At 69.9% G+C, this 18,971-nt stretch carries 15 protein-coding genes and 3 pseudogenes; 11 read left to right on the top strand and 7 right to left on the bottom strand.

Going from position 1 to position 18,971, the window contains the following annotated elements:
- Window positions 1-59: 59 nt before the first annotated feature.
- Window positions 60-1,211 carry a serine hydrolase domain-containing protein gene (locus AQJ67_RS05235; protein ID WP_062716845.1) on the bottom strand — a complete coding sequence of 384 codons (1,152 nt, stop codon included), beginning with the start codon at window positions 1,209-1,211 and terminating at the stop codon, window positions 60-62.
- A gap of 279 nt (window positions 1,212-1,490) precedes the next feature.
- Between AQJ67_RS05235 and AQJ67_RS47480 the strand changes: the two genes are divergently transcribed.
- Both AQJ67_RS47480 and AQJ67_RS05240 read left to right on the top strand, forming a co-directional pair.
- A complete protein-coding gene (locus AQJ67_RS47480) occupies window positions 1,491-1,679 on the top strand; it encodes a hypothetical protein (protein WP_159058717.1) in 189 nt (62 codons plus the stop codon).
- Window positions 1,676-1,906 (top strand): hypothetical protein, encoded by a 231-nt coding sequence (locus AQJ67_RS05240; RefSeq protein WP_062716846.1) that lies wholly within the window; start codon window positions 1,676-1,678, stop codon window positions 1,904-1,906. The genes AQJ67_RS47480 and AQJ67_RS05240 overlap by 4 nt, the downstream gene beginning before the upstream one ends.
- Before the next feature lie 62 nt (window positions 1,907-1,968).
- Here the strand turns inward: AQJ67_RS05240 and AQJ67_RS05245 are convergent, their stop codons facing one another.
- Together AQJ67_RS05245 and AQJ67_RS05250 are read right to left on the bottom strand one after the other, a co-directional pair.
- The gene (locus AQJ67_RS05245) at window positions 1,969-2,655 is read right to left on the bottom strand and encodes an SDR family NAD(P)-dependent oxidoreductase (RefSeq protein WP_062716847.1); all 687 of its coding nucleotides are present in this window, start codon (window positions 2,653-2,655) and stop codon (window positions 1,969-1,971) included.
- Between the two features lie 39 nt (window positions 2,656-2,694).
- The gene (locus tag AQJ67_RS05250) at window positions 2,695-4,407 is read right to left on the bottom strand and encodes an IlvD/Edd family dehydratase (RefSeq protein ID WP_062716848.1); all 1,713 of its coding nucleotides are present in this window, start codon (window positions 4,405-4,407) and stop codon (window positions 2,695-2,697) included.
- Between the two features lie 49 nt (window positions 4,408-4,456).
- On the opposite strand from AQJ67_RS05250, the gene AQJ67_RS05255 reads away from it, so the two are divergent.
- The 5 genes and pseudogenes from AQJ67_RS05255 to AQJ67_RS05270 all read left to right on the top strand — a co-directional run bounded on the left by AQJ67_RS05255 (window position 4,457) and on the right by AQJ67_RS05270 (window position 8,023).
- The gene (locus AQJ67_RS05255; RefSeq protein ID WP_079055786.1) at window positions 4,457-5,302 is read left to right on the top strand and encodes an IclR family transcriptional regulator; all 846 of its coding nucleotides are present in this window, start codon (window positions 4,457-4,459) and stop codon (window positions 5,300-5,302) included.
- Window positions 5,299-5,706: pseudogene (locus AQJ67_RS50615) on the top strand (SMP-30/gluconolactonase/LRE family protein); the annotation flags it as partial. The gene AQJ67_RS05255 and the pseudogene AQJ67_RS50615, both read left to right, overlap by 4 nt.
- Window positions 5,707-5,794: 88 nt before the next feature.
- Window positions 5,795-5,959 (top strand): annotated as a pseudogene (locus AQJ67_RS50620) (SMP-30/gluconolactonase/LRE family protein); the annotation flags it as partial.
- Window positions 5,960-6,130: 171 nt separating this feature from the next.
- Window positions 6,131-6,991, top strand: coding sequence for a fumarylacetoacetate hydrolase family protein (locus AQJ67_RS05265; RefSeq protein ID WP_062716850.1), 861 nt, complete (start codon window positions 6,131-6,133; stop codon window positions 6,989-6,991).
- 9 nt (window positions 6,992-7,000) lie between these two features.
- Entirely contained in the window at window positions 7,001-8,023 is a 1,023-nt protein-coding gene (locus AQJ67_RS05270) for a zinc-dependent alcohol dehydrogenase (RefSeq protein WP_062716851.1), read from the top strand.
- 69 nt (window positions 8,024-8,092) lie between these two features.
- Here AQJ67_RS05270 and AQJ67_RS05275 read toward each other — a convergent pair whose 3' ends face one another.
- Entirely contained in the window at window positions 8,093-9,088 is a 996-nt protein-coding gene (locus AQJ67_RS05275) for a LacI family DNA-binding transcriptional regulator (protein WP_159058718.1), read from the bottom strand.
- Window positions 9,089-9,486: 398 nt separating this feature from the next.
- On the bottom strand, window positions 9,487-10,611 hold the full coding sequence (locus tag AQJ67_RS05280) for a serine hydrolase domain-containing protein (protein WP_159058719.1): 1,125 nt from the start codon (window positions 10,609-10,611) through the stop codon (window positions 9,487-9,489).
- Between the two features lie 455 nt (window positions 10,612-11,066).
- Between AQJ67_RS05280 and AQJ67_RS05285 the strand changes: the two genes are divergently transcribed.
- The 4 genes from AQJ67_RS05285 to AQJ67_RS05300 all read left to right on the top strand — a co-directional run bounded on the left by AQJ67_RS05285 (window position 11,067) and on the right by AQJ67_RS05300 (window position 16,962).
- Complete coding sequence (locus AQJ67_RS05285; protein WP_159058720.1) at window positions 11,067-12,293, top strand: MFS transporter; 1,227 nt, start codon at window positions 11,067-11,069, stop codon at window positions 12,291-12,293.
- Between the two features lie 71 nt (window positions 12,294-12,364).
- Entirely contained in the window at window positions 12,365-15,046 is a 2,682-nt protein-coding gene (locus AQJ67_RS05290; protein WP_079055788.1) for a family 78 glycoside hydrolase catalytic domain, read from the top strand.
- Between the two features lie 24 nt (window positions 15,047-15,070).
- Entirely contained in the window at window positions 15,071-16,279 is a 1,209-nt protein-coding gene (locus AQJ67_RS05295; RefSeq protein WP_107122815.1) for a glycoside hydrolase family 1 protein, read from the top strand.
- Window positions 16,280-16,353: 74 nt separating this feature from the next.
- The gene (locus AQJ67_RS05300) at window positions 16,354-16,962 is read left to right on the top strand and encodes a TetR/AcrR family transcriptional regulator (RefSeq protein ID WP_159058721.1); all 609 of its coding nucleotides are present in this window, start codon (window positions 16,354-16,356) and stop codon (window positions 16,960-16,962) included.
- A gap of 114 nt (window positions 16,963-17,076) precedes the next feature.
- Here AQJ67_RS05300 and AQJ67_RS05305 read toward each other — a convergent pair whose 3' ends face one another.
- Both AQJ67_RS05305 and AQJ67_RS05310 read right to left on the bottom strand, forming a co-directional pair.
- Window positions 17,077-17,757, bottom strand: a complete 681-nt coding sequence (locus AQJ67_RS05305; RefSeq protein WP_482258140.1) for an SDR family NAD(P)-dependent oxidoreductase — start codon at window positions 17,755-17,757, stop codon at window positions 17,077-17,079.
- A 10-nt stretch (window positions 17,758-17,767) separates the two neighbouring features.
- Window positions 17,768-18,966 (bottom strand): annotated as a pseudogene (locus AQJ67_RS05310) (acyl-CoA dehydrogenase family protein).
- Window positions 18,967-18,971 lie beyond the last annotated feature (5 nt).

Below are 18,971 nucleotides of genomic sequence, written 5' to 3' on the forward strand. Positions count from 1 at the left end.
GTCGGGCGCAATGCGCCGGGCGCCGGGAAGGTCACTGGGTGGTGTCCGGCAGGTCGATGTCACTCCCCCTGGGCCACGGAGGACTCGATCGCGATGTGCCGTTCGTGGTCGGCCAGGACGTCGCGGTCCATCCCGCTGGTCAGCAGGCAGAAGGACAAGCCGGTCTCAGGGTCGGCCCAGGCGGACTGCCCGCCGGCTCCTCCATGGCCGAACCCCCGTTCGGACGTGCATCCACCGAACGGCCTCATGGGCAGGGCGGCTTCGCGCGACGGAATCCTCAGCTCGGTGCCGTCGTCCGGGCCGGAGATGATCAGGCCGATGCTCCGGTTCGCCCTCGCGCCCGCACGGACCGGATCGGGGAAGTCGTTGCGGATCCGCCCGGTGGCGTCGGCCAGCACGTCGGGCCGCCACAGCTCTGTCGAGTTCCAGAGGAGCTCCTGGTAGAAGAGGGCAACGCTGGCCGCGTCCGCGAAGGCGTTCGCGCCGGGCACGCCGGCCGCGACCAGCTCCGGGTCGTTGGCGACGGCCTGCACGTTCGCCTCGTTCGCCTCCAGAACCGCCTCGTCGACCGGGCGCCCGAGCAGCGCTTCGAGTGTGTCGATGGGGTGCTTGCCGGTCGCGGTGACCTTCTTGAGGTCGCCCTGCCGCCCCTCAGGCACGCCCAGCTCGAGTCGCATGAGCCCCAGCGGGTCCAGCACCCGGCCACGCAACGCCTCGCGGTAGTCCTGACCCGTCACCCGGTGCACCAGTTCCGCGAGCACCCAATGGGCGGAGAAGGCGTGGTACTCGTAACGGCTGCCCGGCTCCCAGTCCAGTTTCCAGTCGGCCATGCACGCCGCCCGCGCCTCGCGGTCGACGACCGCGGCACGGTCGATGACGCCCTGAGGGAGCCCGCAGGTGTGCAGGAGCACCTGCTCAACGGTGATGGCGTCCTTGCCGTGCGCGGCGAACTCGGGCCACACCTCCGCGACCCGGGTCTCCAGGCCGAGCAGCCCTTCCCCGAGCAGCTGCCACACCAGCGAGGCCATGATCGGCTTGGTGGCCGAGAACAGACAGAACCGGTCGGACTCCTTGGCATCGCCGAACGACTCGAACGCCAGGATCTCGTTGTGCCGGGCCACCGCGAACTGGACCGCCGGCCAGACGCCGTCGTCGACGGCAGCCTGGATTCGCGTACGCACCGCCGTGAGGGACGGACTCGTCGAGGTCATGGTGTGGCTATTCCTTGCGTGGGCGGTCAGTGACGTCACGGGGCCGCGCCGACGCCGCGAGCCCGACCTCGCGGCGCAGAAGCCGCCTCGACACGCGCTCTCCCGCCAGCGAATGAATCGATTCATATCGATCGACGAAGAACGCCGACGCAGCGAGCGCATCACCCCAAGCCCTTCGAGGCCACCGCTCCGCCCCCGACGCCCGGTACGACACCGACGCGAGGCGAATGACGGGGAGGGAGCGGTTACCATCGTCACTGATACGAACAAGTGAAACGTATGAGTACCGTAAGCCGCCGTACCTGCCCGGCACAAGAGGCCGGGTCCGCCAATCTGAGCTGGGCCAGGACCGCGGATCGCGTCACGGTGATCGCGGCGGGCCTGCTGTCCCTCGGCGTCGCGCCGACCGGGCGCCGCGGCCGCCGAACGGCATGCCCCGCCATCGCGGCGAGCACGCAGATCGCGTGAGGCCCTTCGTCATCGGCGCCACGGCCCTGTTCTCCGTTTCCTGGGGCGGTTCCCCCGGTGGGCGCAGCCTGTCCGAGATGTTCGTCCGGATCGGCCAGGCGATCGGGCCTGTCGTCGCGGGCCGGCTGATGGCGCTCACCGGCGGGTACCGCGGCATTCGGGTGCTCTCGCTGATCGCGCCCTCGCCCGAGCCACCGCCGTCCTCCGGGGGCAGGAACGTCAGATGACGGGCAGGGGGCCGACCGCCGCCCCGGCACGCGTCCGTCGGCGATCCAGCACGAGCCGGCCGTCAGTAGGTCGCCCTGCCTCCGCTGATGTCGTACACCGCGCCGGTGGAGAAGCTGACGCGGTCCGACGCGAGGAAGGCCACGAGTTCGGCCACTTCCTCAGGGCGTCCGATCCGCTTCATAGGAATGAGTCCGGTGATGTGGTCCAGCACCGCGGGGGCCGTGGAGGCGTTCATGGGAGTCGCGATGACGGCGGGCGTGATGACGTTCACGAGGACACCGCTGGTCGCGAGTTCCTTGCCCGCGGACTTGGTCAGGGCGATCACAGCCGCCTTGGACGCGGAGTAGACCGACAGGTTGGGGTTGCCGTCCTTGCCGGCCATGCTGGCGAAGTTGACGACCCGGCCCCAGCCGCGCTCGCGCATTCCGGGCACGAAGGCCCTCATGGTGTTGACGGTCCCGAGGACATTGACGTCGAGGACGCGATGCCACTGTTCGGGTGTGGTGTCGAGGAGCGGCGCGTTCGGTCCGACGATGCCGGCCGAGTTCACCAGGATGTCCACGGGCCCCAGCTCCGCGGCCAGCCGGCTCAGCGTCGCCGCGTCCGTCACATCCCCTGCGACATCCGCGCCGGCCAGGTCGAGCGTGGTCACCTTGACCCCCTCGCTCCGCAGTCGTTCGGCCGCAGCGGCTCCCAGGCCGCTGGCTCCGCCGGTGACGAGAGCGGTTCTGGCCTGGATGCTCGTCATCTCTCTCCTCTTGGTCATCTGTGGGAAGCCGAGGCCTGGTCAGTGGGATTCGCGGCTGACCCCGGAGCCGCTGGAGCCGACGAGGAAGTCGAGATCGGCGCCGGTGTGGGCCTGTTGGACGTGGTCGACGTAAAGGCGTTCCCAGCCCCGCTTCGGGTTGGCGAAGCCGTCGAGCGTGGACTTGTTGGGGGTGCGGCGGGCGAGTTCGTCCGCCGGTACGTCGACGTCGATCCGGCGGGCCTTGACGTCGAGGCTGACGATGTCCCCGGTGCGCACGAGGGCGAGCGGTCCGCCGGCCGCCGCCTCGGGTGCCACGTGCAGCACCACCGTGCCGTACGCGGTTCCGCTCATCCGGCCGTCGCAGATCCGCACCATGTCCCGTACCCCCTGCTCCAGCAGCTTCTTCGGGAGGGGCATGTTGGAGACCTCGGGCATGCCCGGATACCCCTTGGGCCCGCAGCCACGCAGGACGAGCACCGAGTCCGCGTCGACCTCCAGGTCGGGGTCGTCGATCCGGGCGTGGAAGTCCTCGATGGAGTCGAAGACGGCGGCCCGGCCACGGTGCTCAAGGAGGTGCGGGGAGGCGGCGGCGGGTTTGATGAGAGCGCCGTCGGGGGCGAGGTTGCCGCGTAGCACGGCGATGCCCCCTTCGGCGACGAGCGGCTGCTCGCGCGGGCGGATGACGTCGGCGTCCCACACTGCGGCGCCGTCGAGATGTTCGACGAGCGGCCTGCCGGTGACGGTGAGCGCGTCCGGGTCGAGGAGATCACGCACTTCGTGCAGGACCGCGAGAAGACCGCCGGCGCGGTGGAAGTCCTCCATGAGGAACCGGCCGGCCGGCTGGAGGTCGACCAGGACCGGGACCCGCGAGCCGATGCGGTCGAAGTGGTCGAGGCAGAGGTCGACGCCGAGCCGGCCGGCGATGGCCAGGAGGTGGACGACGGCGTTGGTGGATCCCCCGACGGCGGCCAGGGCGACGATCGCGTTGTGGAAGGACGCCTTGGTCAGGAAGGTACCGGGACGGCGGTCGGCGCCGACCATCTCGACGGCGAGTCGGCCCGTCTCGTGGGCGGCCTGCAGAAGGCGGCTGTCGGGCGCGGGGGTTCCGGCCACGCCCGGTACGACGGTGCCGAGGGCCTCGGCGACCAGGGCCATGGTGGAGGCGGTGCCCATGGTGTTGCAGTGGCCACGGCTGCGAATCATCGCCGACTCGGAGCTGGTGAAGTCCGCCTGGCTGAGCGTGCCGCCGCGGACTTCCTCGGACAGCCTCCAGACATCGGTACCGCAGCCGAGCGACTTGCCGCGGAAGGAACCGTTCAGCATCGGCCCGCCAGGCACGACGACCGCGGGCAGGTCGACCGATGCCGCGGCCATCAGCAGCGACGGGATCGTCTTGTCGCAGCCGCCCAGCAGCACCACGCCGTCCACGGGGTTGGCCCGCAGCATCTCCTCCGTGGCCATCGCCGCCATGTTCCGCCACAGCATCGCGGTGGGCCGCACATTCGTCTCCCCCAGCGACACCACGGGCAGATCCAGCGGGATCCCGCCCGCCTCGTACACACCGTTGCGCACCGAGGCCGCCACCTCGTTCAGGTGCGCGTTGCAGGGTGTCAGGTCGGACGCGGTGTTGGCGATGGCGATCTGAGGGCGGCCGGTGAAGGCGTCGTCCGGTACACCGCGGCGCATCCATGCCCGGTGGATGTAGGCGTTGCGATCCTGCCCCGCGTACCACTGCGCGCTGCGAAGCTTCACCCGTACCTCTTTCCAATAGTCGGTACGCCGGTCTAATGTTTGGAACGCCATGGACAATACGCAGACGTACGACGGACCGAAAGCCCCCGGCGGCAAGAAGAGCGAGTCCATGACGGTCCGCTCAACCGAGGCCGACAGCAAGGGGCTTGTGGGATCCGACCGGGTGCTCGCCGTGCTCAAGGAGCTCGCGCGTTATCCGGACGGAGTGGGCTTGGAGGAGCTGACACAGGTGATCGCCAGCCCCAAGCCGACCGTGCATCGTGCCCTGCAGTCGCTGCGCCGGGCAGGCCTGGCCGACCAGGACGGACGAGGGCACTATCTGCTCGGGGACGAGTTCCTGCGCATGGCCTTCGCGCACCACGAAGCACGCCCCGACCACGTGCGCGTCCACCCCGTTCTGGAGGCTCTGGCCGAACGGTTCGGGGAGACCGCGCACTACGCGGTGCTCGACGGCCACGAGGTCGTCTACCGTGCCAAGGTCGACCCGCCCACCGGCGCCGTCCGCCTGACCTCGACCGTCGGGGGCCGCAACCCCGCGCACGCCACCGGAGTCGGAAAGCTGCTGCTCGCCCACGAGCTGCGCACCGTCCATGACGTCGAGGCCTGGATCGGCGACGGTGCGCTGGAGCGGCGGACCCCGCGGACCCACTGCACCGCAGCTGAGCTGCATGAGGAGTTCGAGGCCATCCGGGAGCACGGCTACGCCCTGGACGACCAGGAGAACGAACCCGGCGTCAACTGCCTGGCCCTGCCTTTGTACGCAACCTCGGCGAACACCCCGTCCGGTGCGGTGAGCGTCAGCGCGCTGACCTACCGCACCCCGCTGAGCACACTGGTCGACGCGTACGCCGACATCCGTTCCCTGCTCGGCCCGTTGGGAGAACCACTCCGGTGACCGCACCGCGACTCACCGCCGCAAGCACCGAGGCGTTCCGGCTCGCCGAGGGGCCGGTCTGGGACCCCGTCCGGCGACGCCTGCTCTGGGTCGACATGCACGCCGGTCAGGTCCTCGAAAGCTCCCTCGACGACACGGGCAGTATCACCGTCGTCCGGCGTCACGCCTTCGACTCGATGGTCGGGGCGGTCATCGTCGCCGAGGCCGGCACACTGCTCGTCGCCGCTCAGGAGCATCTGATCGTCATCGAAACCGACGGCACCCGCCATGAGGGCGCCCGTATCGTGCCGTCCGGCGCCGGACGGCGTCTGAACGACGGATCCACCGACCCGTCGGGGCGCTTCGTCGGCGGCACCTTGAGCCTCGACGGCCCTCACGGCACGAGGCACTCGTCCGTCTGGAGACCGACAGCCGGATCATGGCAATCGACACCGACGCCCGTAACGGCACCGACCGCCGTGTCCACCTGCGCATCAAGCACGACTACCCGACGGCATCGCCCTGGACACGGAAGAACACCTCTGGGTCGCGGTGCGGGGCGCGGGGGAAGTCGGCCGCTACTCCCCCACGGGCCCGCTCACCGCGCGCCCTCCCGTACCGGCACCGCACACCTCGTCCGTCGCCTTCGCCGGTGACGACATGCGCACACACTCGTGATCACCACCGCCACCGCCGGACGGACCGACGTCCAGCGGTGCCAACACCCGGACTCGGGACACCTGTTCACGACGCGCGCGGAGGTGCCTGGCACGCCCGTGCCCCCCATGGTCGGGCCGCCCGGTCCGGCTCCATGCCTGAACTGCCCTGCCCACCCTGGAGATTGAGCCCATGCACCTCATGCGCATCGGCGCCCTCGGCGCCGAGAAGCCTGTCGCCCGCCTCGACGACGACACGTACGTCGACCTCTCCGACGTCGTCACCGACTTCGACGAGACGTTCTTCGGGTCCGGCGGTCTCGACCGCGTACGGCCCATCGTGGCCGAACGCGCGGCGGCGGGGCAGGTGTCCCGCTTCACCGGAGAACGTGTCGGTGCCCCCATCGCCCGCCCGCACCAGATCCTGTGCATCGGCCTCAACTACCGAGACCACGCCGCGGAATCCGGCATGGCGGTACCGGACGAGCCGATCCTGTTCACGAAATCGCCCAACACCCTTGTCGGTCCCGACGACGATGTGCGCATCCCCCGCGGGGCCACCAAGCCGGACTGGGAGGTCGAACTCGGCATCGTCATCGCCAAGCGCACCAGCTACCTGAATTCGGTGGAGGAGGCCCATGACGCCATCGCCGGGTACGTCGTCGTCAACGACGTCAGCGAGCGCGCCTTCCAGCTGGAGCGCGGCGGGCAGTGGGCCAAGGGCAAGTCCGCGGAGACCTTCAATCCGGCCGGGCCCTGGCTCGCGACCACCGAGGAGATCGACGACGTCCTCGCCCTCGACATGTGGCTCGACGTCAACGGCGTGCGCCGGCAGACCGGCAACACCAAGACGATGATCTTCGACCCGTACTTCATCGTGCACTACCTGAGCCAGTTCCTGGTACTGGAGCCGGGCGACCTCATCAACACCGGTACCCCGCCCGGCGTCGGCATGGGCTTCACCCCGCCCGTGTGGCTCAGGGCCGGCGACGTGATGGAGCTCGGGATCAGCGGCCTCGGAACACAGCGCCAGCACGTCCTCGGGCCTCGGTGAGCGGGAGCCATGCGCGCGTTCGTCCTCACGGGCCCTGGTGCGTACGAGATGCAGGAGGTGCCCGAACCGGTCGCCGCGCCCGGTGAAGTCGTCGTCGACGTCGAACGGGTCGGGGTGTGCGGCACCGACATGGAGTTCTTCACCGGCGAAATGGCCTATCTGCATCAGGGGCACGCCTCCTTCCCGATGCGCCTCGGTCATGAATGGTCCGGTCGTGTGCGAGCGGTCGGCGCGGGTGTCGGCCGGGAGTGGCTCGGCCGCCGGGTCATGGGCGACACCATGATCGGCTGCGGCGACTGCCGACGCTGTCTGCGGGGGCGCGGTCATGTCTGCGCGAAGCGAAGCGAGGTGGGGGTCCGGGACGGCCGGCCCGGCGCCCTGGCCGAGCAACTCGCCGTACCTGCCTCCTCGTTGCACCCGTTGCCCGACTCCGTCGACGCCACGCTGGGCGCACTGGTCGAACCGGGCGGCAACGCCCTGCGCGCGGCGCGGTCCGCGACGCCGGAGATGAACGAACGGGTGCTGGTCCTCGGGCCGGGAACCATCGGCCTGTTGACCGCGATGTTCGCGCGGGCCAGAGGAGCCGACGTACACATCATGGGCAAGACACGAAGTTCCCTGGAGTTCGCCCGCGGTCTGGGATTCGATCGGCTCTGGCAGGAGGACACCCTCCCCGACCTTCCGTTCGACGCGATCGTCGACGCCTCCAACGCCCCACAACTGCCCAGCCTGGCACTGGAGTTGGTGGAACCAGGCGGGCGAGTCGTCTGCATCGGCCTGGCCGGTGAACCCAGCCGCATCGACACCCGTACGCTCGCGCTCAAGGATGTCACCGCCGTCGGCCTCCTCTCGGCGTCCCCGGCGTTGGACCCGGCCATCAAGGCATACGCGGACGGGTCGGTGGATCCCAGACCGTTGGTGGCGGCGACCGTCGGTCTGGAGCAGGTCGGCACCGTGCTCGCCGGACAGCGCCCTCCAGGTGCCGGCGCAGGCCCCAAGATCCACGTCGACCCGCGACTCGTCGTGGACTGAACGGCGCCGCATGTCCAGCCGCCGTCGCGGCGCCGTCGGCCGCGTCTCGGCCTGGGGCGGGGGTCAGTCTCAGGCCGACTGCCGGGCGACCACGGTTGCCGACTCACCGCGCGGCTCGCCCGAGGCCTCGGGGAGGTCCTGACGGCGCAGGATGGCCTGCGCCAGTTCCCCGGCCACGATTCCCATGTGCTGGTCGACCGTGGTGAGCGGTGGTTCGGCGAACCGGGCGACCGGGATGTCGTCCACACCGATGACGGCGAGGTCCCCGGGCGCCGCCAGTCCCGCCGCACGCATCCCCGCCAGCAGCGCGAACGCCACCTCGTCATTGAAGGCGCACACCGCGGTCACACCCGCGGCCCGCCACTCCTGCGCCGCGACCGCGGCGAGGTCTTTGTCGGCCTCGATCTCGCGCACCACGGGTGGCGCGATGCCCAGCTCGCCGCAGGCGTCCCGGACACCCTGCAGACGCAACTCGTAGAAGTCGCTCAGACGGCGGTCGGCCGGCGCCGCGTAGCCCAGTTGCCGGTGGCCGGCCGCAGCCAGGTGACCGGCCTGCAACTCTCCGACGCGGTGCTGCGAGTGCGCCAGGGTGTCGTGCCCGACGTCCTCGGCGTCGCACCGCCAGGCGTTGATCACCTGGATGCCCGCGGCCTCCATGCGCCTACGGCGGTCGGCCCGCATCGGGGCAAGGACGACGACGGTTCGCGGCGCGAGGTCCGCCCACAGGGAGTCGCTTGCGCCACCGTCCTCGATCCGGGTGACCACATTCAGGCCCTTCCTCTGCAGGACCTGAGTGAGTTGTTCGACCAGCTCGATCGCGGTGTGCCCGAGAGGCATGTCCGCGAGGAGCAGCAGAACGATGTCGCTCTGCCCGGTCCGAAGCGCCCGAGCCGCGGCCGAGGGCGTGTATCCGAGCTTCGCGACGGCCGCGTGGACGCGCTCCCGCGTCTCGGCGGAGATCTTCTGGTGCGGGACATCGTTGAGTACGTAGCTGACGGTGGTCTGGGAGACGCCCGCCTCCCGCGCCACGTCCACCGCCGTGACACGTCGCTGCTGCCGAGCCACCGAGCCTCCCTGTCCGCTCTGCATCCACCCCGGACAGAGCAACTGAATCGTAACAGTGAAGCTCAGGAGGCCGGGATACAGCCGGTTTCCGAAGCGCCGACGCCTGGCACTCACATCAGTACGGGGCTGAAGCCGCACCCGAAGCACGGCCGGTGGCTCAGCGGCGAGGGTGATCCCTGCCCGGCCCGTCCACGCGCCGCAGCCGACTTTGCGGCAGAGCAGCGGGGCGCCGGCCGAACGCGCCGCGACCATGGCAGAGCTCTTCTTCGATCGCACAGCGACCTGCATGGGCCGCCGTGGAGCCCGGCTCGGCGCACCGGGGTCAGGGACGGTGCGCCGAGCCGGAGACAAGGGAACGCGCATGGTCTCGCGTCACTGCTGCCGGGAACCGGCCGCCGTCACACCAGGTCGGGGACGAGCGACTCGATCGCGGTGTGCCGCTGGTGATCGCGCACCACGTCCCGGTCCATCCCGCTGGTCAGCAGGCAGAAGGAAAGGCCGGTCTCGGGATCCGCCCACGTGGACTGTCCGCCGGCCCCGGAGTGGCCGAAGGCTCGGGCCGAGGTGCGGCCGCCATAGGGGCGAAGCTCCAACGGAGCGTCGTACGAGGGGAGTTCCACGGACACGGAATCGTCCGCGCCCGCGATGACCAAGCCGATGCTGCGGTTGGCGGGTGCGTCCGACCGCGACGGGTCGGCGGGCCAGGTGTTACGGATTCCGCCTGTGGCGTCCGCCAGCACGTCAGGCCGCCACAGGCCGGAGGTGTTGTGGAGCAGCTCCTGGTAGAAGAGGGCCACACCGGCCGCGTCGGAGAACGCGTTGGCGCCGGGCACACCGAGCGCGATCAGCTCCGGATCATTGGCGACGGCCCGTATCGCCGTATCGCCCGCTTCGAGGACCGCGGCGTCGACCGGTCGCCCCAGAAGGGCCTCCAGCGCACCCAGCGGGTACTCGCCCGTCGCCACCACTCGCTGGAGGTCCCCCTGTCGCTCCTTGGGGACGCCCAGCTCGAGTCGGTCGAGACCGAGTGGGTCGAGGACCCGGGCACGCAACGCATCGCGGTAGTCCTGGCCGGTCAGCCGCTGGATCAGCTCGGCCAGCACCCAGTGCGCGGAAAAGCCGTGGTACTCGTAGCGCGTACCGGGCTCCCACTCCAGCCGCCATTGCGCCATGGCCGCCGTCCGCGCCTGCCGGTCGGGCAGCGACGCCGCGTCGATGGCTCCGTTCGTCAGGCCGCAGGTGTGCAGCAGTACGTGTTCGAGGGTGATGACGTCCTTACCGTGTGCGACGAACTCGGGCCACACCTCGGCGACCTTGGTGTCGAGGGTGACGAGCCCCTCACCCAGGAGCTGCCACATCACCGACGCCACGATCGGTTTGGTGGTGGAGAACAGGCAGAGGCGGTCGCCGTCCCCCGCCTCACCGAAGGACTCGAAGGCAAGGATCTCACCGTGCCGGGCGACGGCGAACTGCGCAGCCGGCCAGATCCCGTCGTCCACTGCCTTCTGAACGTGGTCGCACATCGAGGTCAGGGTCTTACTGCTGTCGGAGCTCAATGGGTCGACTCTCCTTGAGGTTGAGGTCCGGGGCTGGACAGCACAGAGGACACACCCCGCACCTCAGCAGACGCCCGGCGACTTCGGTTCAGCCACGTTCACGACCGGACGCCCGGGCCTGCTGGACGGTGCGGGATCAGGCGACCGAAACATCGGGTCCACGCCCTGCAGATTTCCGGTGGATGAAAATCTATGCACAGACAGATTTAGTTGCTACGGTCCCCACCGTCAATATCTGGCACTGGCTAGATATCTCCCTCGCTGATCACAGGAGATCTGCGATGCACCAGTCTGAGCCGCAATCAGAGCTGATCCCCCCCGTCGCGCCCGAGCCTCATCCCCTCGATGCAGTCGAGAGCCGCCCATCTGCCGTGGCGACCGCTGAAGCCGATGAACCCTCCTGCGAGGCACCTGTCGAGAAGGTGTCGAAGCGAGCCGTCGTCGCGATCCTGATCACGACGTTCGGCAACACGGCCGCGGTAATGCTGCCCAGCTTGGTCGCCCTGCCGCTGATCATGGAGCGCATCGCGCCGGACAACAAAGAGACGGCGCTGGGCGTGGCCACGGGCATCATAGCCTTCGGCACAATGATCCTCGCCCCCGTCTGCGGGGCGCTGAGCGATCGGACCACTTCGCGTTTCGGCATGCGGCGCCCCGGCCTGGCCGTCGGCGGCATGATGGCCGTCGCAGGTCTGACGTGGCTCGGCCTCTCCGGAAGCCTGCCCGCTGCGTTCGGCGCCCTGACGCTCCTCGCCCTCGGACAGGGCCTCGTCAACGCGTCCCATGCGGCCATGACCCCGGACAGCATCCCCGAGCACGCCCGCGGGCGCGTCGTCGGACTCTCATCCCTGTTCGGCCTGCTCGCCGCCCTCCTCGCCGGCATCGTGGGTCCGCAGTTCATCGGCAACCAGCTCCTCATGGCCGCCGGCGGTGTGCCGCTGTACATACTGACCTTCGTCATCGGCATAGCCATCTACCGTGACCGAAGACTGAGCCCGGCCGAGGTGCCGCAGCAGCCGCTCATCCGCACCGTGGCGCGGGCGTACGTCTTCAACCCCAAGAGCGCACCCGACTACTCCTGGGTGTGGCTCAGCCGGTTCCTCATCACCTTCGGCGTCGCGTTCACCGGCTCGTTCGCCATCTACTACCTCACCGACCACCTCGGGGTGACCAAGAAGGAACTGCCTTCGCTGATCTCGGTCAACAACATGCTCAGCATGGTCGGCGCCCTGGTCGGCACGATCGTGGGCTCCTTCGTCACGGACCGGGTGCGCAGCCGCAAGCCACTGATCCTGATCTCCGCGCTGATGCTGGCCGCGGGGAGCGCCGTCGTCGCTTTCGCCCCGTCGATCCCGTTCTTCTTCGTCGGCAGTGCGCTCATCGCTGTTGCCACCGGATTCTTCATTCCCACCGACGGGGTGCTGGTCATGAGCGTGCTGCCCGACGGCGGCCGGGACGTCGCCAGGTACATGTCGCTATTCGTGATCGCCGACCAGCTCCCGCGCTCGATAGGGCCGGTCATGGCGCCCGCGATCCTTGCCCTGGGCGGGATGACGGCGCTGGGCGGATATCCCGCTCTCTACCTCGCCGGAGGCGTCGTCGCGATCGTGGGCGGCGTGGTCGTGCGCAGGGCCCGAGGCGTCGCCTGACCGTCCTTCGCACGCGGCCGACCCGACCGGACGGCTGGCCCGCCCCTCTTCTCACAGCAAGGAGCCACAGCATGACGCAGCACGATCCCCGCCCCACATGGCTGTCTGTGGGCCAGCAGCCTGGCACGGGTGTCCTGGCGACTCGCACTCCCCGCCTCAGCTGGTTGCCGCAAGCCGGCCCGGCCGACTGTACGGGGTACGAGATCGAGGCCCGCTGGGACGGTGGCGAGCCCCGCCGCCACCGCGGGCCGGGTTCCGCGCCTCGGGCCGACTGGCCGTGGTCGCCGGTACCGAGCCGCACGCGCGTCGACCTCCGTGTCCGGGTGGCGACGGGTGACAGCTGGTCTCCCTGGTCGGACACCCTCACGGTGCGCTCCGCGCTCTGGCACGAGGAGGACTGGACAGGCCGCTGGGTCTCTCCGCCGGACCATGACACCAGCGCCGTCGACCGCGGCGCCTGGGAGCTCAGCACCTCGTTCCATTTCACCGAAGTCCCCCCGCGTGCCAGCCTGTTCGCGACAGCCCAGGGCGTGTACGAAGTCTCGCTGAACGGCGACCGGGTCGGTGACATCGAGTTGGCCCCCGGTTTCACCAGTTACCAGGCGACACTCCACGCCCAGGCGTACGACGTGACCTCCCTGCTGCGGTCGGGCCCCAACACGCTCACCTTCACCGTCTCGGACGGCTGGTTCCGGGGCCGGAACGGTGGCCAGCAAGTGCGGAACACCTGGGGCGACACCCTGGCCGTACGGGCCCAGCTGGAGACCTATGACACGGCCGGCACCGTCACCGTGGCCGCCGCGACCGGGTCCGGCTGGGCCGCCCGGCGCTCGTCGATCACGCGCGCGGACCTGATGCACGGGCAGGCCACCGACCTGCGGATCCGGCCCGCCGACGAGCCCGGCGAGCCGGTCCGGGTGAACGCCGTCACGGCCCCGACCCCGAGCTGGTCCCCCGCTCCACCCGTGCGCCGAGTGGAGGAGTGGCGCCCCCGCTCGGTCACCCCGCTTCGCCAAGGCGTGTCGATCGTGGACACGGGACAGAACATCTCCGGATGGCTGCGCCTGCGCAACCTCGGCGACCGGGGAGCACACACCCGTCTCGAGTTCGGCGAACATCTTGCACCCGACGGTGACTTGACCACCTCGCACCTCGGTATCGCCGCCCCCGACGGCACGCCTGTGCCCTGCAGCCAGGTGGACGAGGTGACCGCCGCCGGCGAAGAGGGCGAGGAGTTCGAGCCTCGCCACACCGTCCACGGCTTCCGCTACGTCCGTGTCTCGCACCCGGGCCGCGCCCTGAGCCCGGACGACATCACCGTCGTCGCGGTCCACTCCGACCTGGAACGACGCGGCTGGTTCAGCTGCAGCGACCCCGACCTGGAGCGGCTCCACCACGCGGCCGAATGGAGCTTCCGGGGCAACATCGTCGATGTCCCCACCGACTGCCCCACCCGTGAACGCTCCGGCTGGACAGGCGACTTCGGCCTCTACGCGCCCACCGCCGCCCGCCTCTACGACATCCACGGCTTCAGCCGGAAGTGGCTGCGCTCCGTCCGCGACGACCAGCTCGACAGCGGGCTGCCCGCCATGTTCTCGCCCGATTCGGAGCGCATGCGGGAGCACCCTGACCACAGCGGCCTGGTCGGCGGCGGCTCCGCCGGCTGGGGCGACGCACTCATCGACGTGCCGTGGACGCTGTACACCGAGTACGCGGACACCGGGATCCTGGCCGAGAGCTGGGAGAGTATGCGGGCCTGGGGCGAGTACGCCCTGCGCTGCGCCAGAGAGATCCGCCATCCCTCCCGCATCGCCCGCTCCGCCGAGCCCGCGCCACACGAACAGTACGTATGGGACGGCCCGTTCCACTTCGGCGAGTGGTGCGAGCCGCGCCGCCCCGACGACCCGCCGCTCTCTGTCGCGGCCCTGTTCGCCGCCGACCACGGCGAGGTCGCCACCGCCTACCTCTACCGCTCACTCACCCGGCTCGCGTCCATCGCCGCCGTCCTCGAACGCCCCGAGGACGCGGACCACTACAACACCCTGGCCGTACGGGTACGCGACGCCTGGCGCACCGAGTTCCTGCGCCCCGACGGACGCACCGCCACCGACACCCAGGCCGCGTATGTCCGAGCCCTCACCTTCGGCCTCCTCCCCACCGATCTGCGCGACGCCGCCGCGGACCGCCTCGTCGGCCTCATCCACAAGAACGACGACCGGCTCGGCACCGGCTTCCTCACCACCGGTCTCCTGCTGCCCGCCCTCGCCGACGCCGGCCACGCGGACCTGGCCTACGCGCTCCTCCTCCGCCGCGGCACTCCCTCCTGGCTGGGCATGCTCGACCGTGGCGCGACGACCATGTGGGAGGAGTGGGAGGGCGTCGACGCCGACGGCGAAGCCCATGCGTCGCTCAACCACTACAGCAAGGGCGCCGTGATCCAGTTCCTCCACGCGTACGTGGCAGGGCTCCGGCAAGCCCCGTCCTCGGTGGGCTGGGAACGGTTCGTCGTCCACCCGTACCCGGGCGGCGGACTCACCACCGCCCGCTTCCTCCACCTCACCCCACGCGGCCCGATCGACATCCACTGGACCCTCGACGGCGCCCACTTCACTCTCGGCGTCGACGTTCCGTCCACCGCTACCGCCGAGATCGTCCTGCCCAACGGCGACGTCCACCACCGGGGCGTCGGCCGCCACCGATTCACCTGTACGACCAACCCCGCGCACCACGACCACGCCGCGGGCGTCCGCTAGACACCGAAGGAACCCATGTCGAACATGCCGACCACACCGAACTTCCTGTGGGGCGCCGCCTCGTCCGCTCACCAGGTGGAGGGGAACAACACCAACAGCGACTGGTGGTGGCTGGAGAACCAGCCGAAGAGTGCCATGGAGCGCAGTGGCAGAGCCGTCGACAGCTATCACCGCTACCCCGAGGACATGCGCCTGCTGGCCGACGCCGGTCTCAACTCCTACCGATTCGGCCTGGAATGGGCCCGGATCGAACCCGCACCCGGCGAGTTCGACCGCGCCGCCCTGGCCCACTACCGCCGCATGATCGACACCGCTGTCGACCTGGGACTCACCCCTGTTGTCACGCTCCAGCACTTCACCCACCCACTCTGGTTCGTCCAGGAAGGCGGCTGGCTGGAAGGAAAGGGGGTCGATCGCTTCGCCCGCTACGTGGAACAGACGGCCACGATCCTCCAGGACGTCCCGTGGGTGTGCACGATCAACGAACCGAACATCCTGACACTGTCGACGCGCATGGTCGACCGATTCGTCTCGGGTCAGGCGACATCGATGACCGTCACGTCCGAGAACAACATGGTTCTGCCCACCCCCGATCCGACGATCGGAGCTGTGCTGGCCAAGGCTCATGCCGCCGCCCAGGACATCATCCACACCCGCACCGACGCCAGGACCGGCTGGACCGTCGCCTGCCAGGCCCTCACACCGGCCGCCGGCAGCGAGGCGCGGTTCGCCGAAGTGAAGCACGTCTGGGAGGACTTCTACCTTGAGCAGTCCCGCGGCGACGACTTCGTCGGCGTCCAGGCCTACACCAGCCAGACCGTCGACGCGGACGGGATCGTGCCTCACCCCACGCACCCGGACAACACCCTCACCGGCTGGGCCTACCGTCCCGACGCCCTCGGCATAGCGGTCCGCAACGCCGCCGAGGTGACGGACGGGACCCCGATCATCGTCACCGAGAACGGCATCGCCACTCAGGACGACGAGCGCCGCGTCCGGTACACCTCCGAGGCATTGCGCGCCTTGTTCGCCGCTGTCGACGACGGCATCGACGTACGCGGCTATCTGCACTGGTCCGCGCTGGACAACTACGAATGGGGGCATTGGGGACCGACGTTCGGTCTGATCGCCGTCGACCGGACGACCTTCACGCGCACCCCGAAGCCGAGCCTGGGCTGGCTCGGGAAGGTCGCCCGCGACGGCTACCCCAAGGACGGCATCACCGCGGCCTGAGATACTAAAATCTCATCTGCGCAAGAATTCCTCGCGGTTGTTTCCCGCGTACATGGATGGAGGCTGGTTCAACGGTGGCGAGTTCGAGGGGACCCTACGCGAAGAGCGCCCGGGTGAGGGCGGCGGCGATCGAAGCCGCGGCCGAGCTCTTCGGCACCGCCGGCTACCGGGGGGCGACCTTCAAGGACGTGGCGTCGAAGCTGGGCATGACCGCCGCCGGGCTGACGTACTACTTCCCGGACAAGGACGCCCTGCTCGCCGCCGTCCTCCATGAACGGGACCGTCCTGCCGTGGCGGAGGAAACCGCGATCCCGCCCTCCCCCTCCCGCTCCGACATCACGGATCACGTGATGCGGATCCTGGCCGAGAACATCGCTCACCCGGGCCTCGCCGAACTGCACTGCGTGCTCTCGGCGGAGGCGACCTCTGCCGAGCACCCGGCACACGAGCACTTCCGCGACCGCTACCGCAGGGCCAGGGAACTGCTGACGGACACCTTCGCGGCGGCCACGGCACGCGGCGAGATCCGACCGTCCGTACCGCCCCGGACCCTGGCCACACTGCTTCTGGGCGTGCTCGACGGCGTCCAGTTGCAGTGGCTCCTGGACCCCGAGGAGATCGACATGCAGGCGACCGTACGTGCCTTCATCGCCGACCTCCTCGCGCCGCCGGACTCCCCGTAAGCCCTGGCGAGTCCACGCGCGACTGTTCCGAGGAAACCCTCTGTGGGCCTTGTCAACGAGGTGCCATCCGGATGGCACCGTCGAGACGGATGACCTCGCCGTTGAGCATCGGGTTCACCACGACGTGGTGAGCCAGCGCCGCGAACTCGGCAGGGTCGCCCAGTCGTGCCGGGTGCGGCACCTGCCGGCCGAGGGAATCCCTGGCCTCCTGCGGCAGTCCGGCCATGACGGGGTGTCGAAGAGTCCCGGCGCGATGGAGACGACCCTGATCTGATGCTGTGCCAGTTCCCGTGCGGCCGGAAGCGTCAGTCCCACCACCCCGCCCTTCGAAGCAGCGTAGGCGGCTTGGCCGACCTGTCCGTCGTAAGCCGCGATCGACGCGGTCGCGACGAGTACGCCCCGCTCACCCGCCACCGGCTCGGCCTCGGCGATGCGCTGGGCGGCGAGCCGGAAGACGTCGAACATGCCGACGAGGTTGACCCGGACGACGCGCTCGAACTCCTCCAGGGGCAACGGCCCGTTGCGGGAGAGCAGCTTGCCGGGGGTGGCCACGCCCGCGCAGTTCACGGCGGTACGCAGCGTTCCCAGCTCGGCAGCGGTGTCCACCGCGGCCTGTACGGGCCCGGGGTCTGTCACGTCGCAGGGCACGAACGCGACCTTGCCCAGGGAGGACAGTCCGGCCGCGACGTCCGCTCCCGGGGACGTGGGGAGGTCGGCGATGACCACGTGGGCTCCCGCAGTGAGAAGCTTTTCGGCGACAGCGCGGCCGAGGCCGCCGGTGACCGAGGCGACCATGCGTCGGGGTTCATGAGTGGGCCTCCAGCAACGGGGCGGTGAGAACGTGGGTGGCGGGCCCGGGTTCGCCACGGACGAGGTCGCGGCTAATGACCAGGCGCTGGATCTGGTTGGTTCCCTCGAAGATCTGCATGACCTCGGCTTCCCGCATGTAGCGTTCCACGGGGAAGTCACGGGTGTAGCCGGCGCCCCCGAAGATCTGCACCGCCTCGGTGGTCACCCGCATCGCAGCGTCCGTGGCGACGAGCTTGGCGATGGAGGCCTGACGGCTGTAGGGCAGCCCGGCGTCCTTGCGCCGCACCGTGGCCAGCACCGTCGCTCGGGCGGAGCTGACGGCGGCCTCCATGTCGGCGAGCAGGAAGGCGACCCCCCTGGTGGTCGATGATCTTGCGCCCGAAGGTCTCCCGCTCCTGCGCGTAGGTCAGCGCGTCGTCCAACGCGCCCTGGGCGAGCCCGACAGTCACCGCGGCGATGCCGAGCCGGCCGGCGTGCAGCCCCTCCAGCGCGATGGCAAGGCCCTGCCCCTCCGCACCGATCAGCCGGTCGCCCGGCACCCGGACGCCGTCCAGGCGCATGGTCGCGGTGGCCGACCCGGTCAGACCCATCTTCCGCTCCGGTGGATCGGCCTCCAGCCCGGGTGTGTCGGCGGGTACCAGGAAGCAGGAGACGCCCCGGGCCCTGTCATCGGCAGTACGCGCCATGACCGTGTAGAAGTCCGCGTGCCTGCCGTGTGTCGTCCATGCCTTGGCACCGGTCAACACGTACGCGTCACCGTCGCGTCGGGCCCGGCTGGTCGTGGCGGCCGGGGCCGATCCGGCGTGTGCCTCGGACAGACAGTAGGCCCCGAGCACCTCACCTGACAGCAACTGCCGCAACAGGCCCTCGCGTTGAGCGTCCGTACCGTGCACGGCCAGCGGGAAGCAGGACAGGGCGTGCACGCTCATGCCGACGGCGACGCTCGCCCAGCGGGCGGCGATCTCCTCGACAACCTGGAGGTACACCTCGTACGGCTGGCCGCCTCCGCCGTGCTCTACGGGATAGGGCTGGGAGAGGAGGCCGGACCGGCCCAGTGTCCGGAAGACACCCCGAGGAAGCGTTCAGCGGCTTCGTGTCCGCGGCGCGCGGTGCCAGGTGACGGTCGGCGATCTCGCGGGTCAGGTCGAGGAGGTCCGCCGCTTCTTCGGTCGGCAGCAGACACGAGACAGGTATCGGAA

This window comes from Streptomyces caeruleatus, from assembly GCF_001514235.1.
Classification (GTDB): Bacteria; Actinomycetota; Actinomycetes; order Streptomycetales; family Streptomycetaceae; genus Streptomyces; species Streptomyces caeruleatus.

Bases quoted from the DNA above. Each gene is read 5' to 3' on its own strand.
- AQJ67_RS05235 (WP_062716845.1), bottom strand. From the start codon at position 1,211: ATGACCTCGACGAGTCCGTCCCTCACGGCGGTGCGTACGCGAATCCAG.
- AQJ67_RS47480 (WP_159058717.1), top strand. From the start codon at position 1,491: ATGAGTACCGTAAGCCGCCGTACCTGCCCGGCACAAGAGGCCGGGTCC.
- AQJ67_RS05245 (WP_062716847.1), bottom strand. From the start codon at position 2,655: ATGACGAGCATCCAGGCCAGAACCGCTCTCGTCACCGGCGGAGCCAGC.
- AQJ67_RS05255 (WP_079055786.1), top strand. From the start codon at position 4,457: ATGGACAATACGCAGACGTACGACGGACCGAAAGCCCCCGGCGGCAAG.
- AQJ67_RS05265 (WP_062716850.1), top strand. From the start codon at position 6,131: ATGCACCTCATGCGCATCGGCGCCCTCGGCGCCGAGAAGCCTGTCGCC.
- AQJ67_RS05270 (WP_062716851.1), top strand. From the start codon at position 7,001: ATGCGCGCGTTCGTCCTCACGGGCCCTGGTGCGTACGAGATGCAGGAG.
- AQJ67_RS05280 (WP_159058719.1), bottom strand. From the start codon at position 10,611: ATGTGCGACCACGTTCAGAAGGCAGTGGACGACGGGATCTGGCCGGCT.
- AQJ67_RS05290 (WP_079055788.1), top strand. From the start codon at position 12,365: ATGACGCAGCACGATCCCCGCCCCACATGGCTGTCTGTGGGCCAGCAG.
- AQJ67_RS05295 (WP_107122815.1), top strand. From the start codon at position 15,071: ATGCCGACCACACCGAACTTCCTGTGGGGCGCCGCCTCGTCCGCTCAC.
- AQJ67_RS05305 (WP_482258140.1), bottom strand. From the start codon at position 17,757: ATGGTCGCCTCGGTCACCGGCGGCCTCGGCCGCGCTGTCGCCGAAAAG.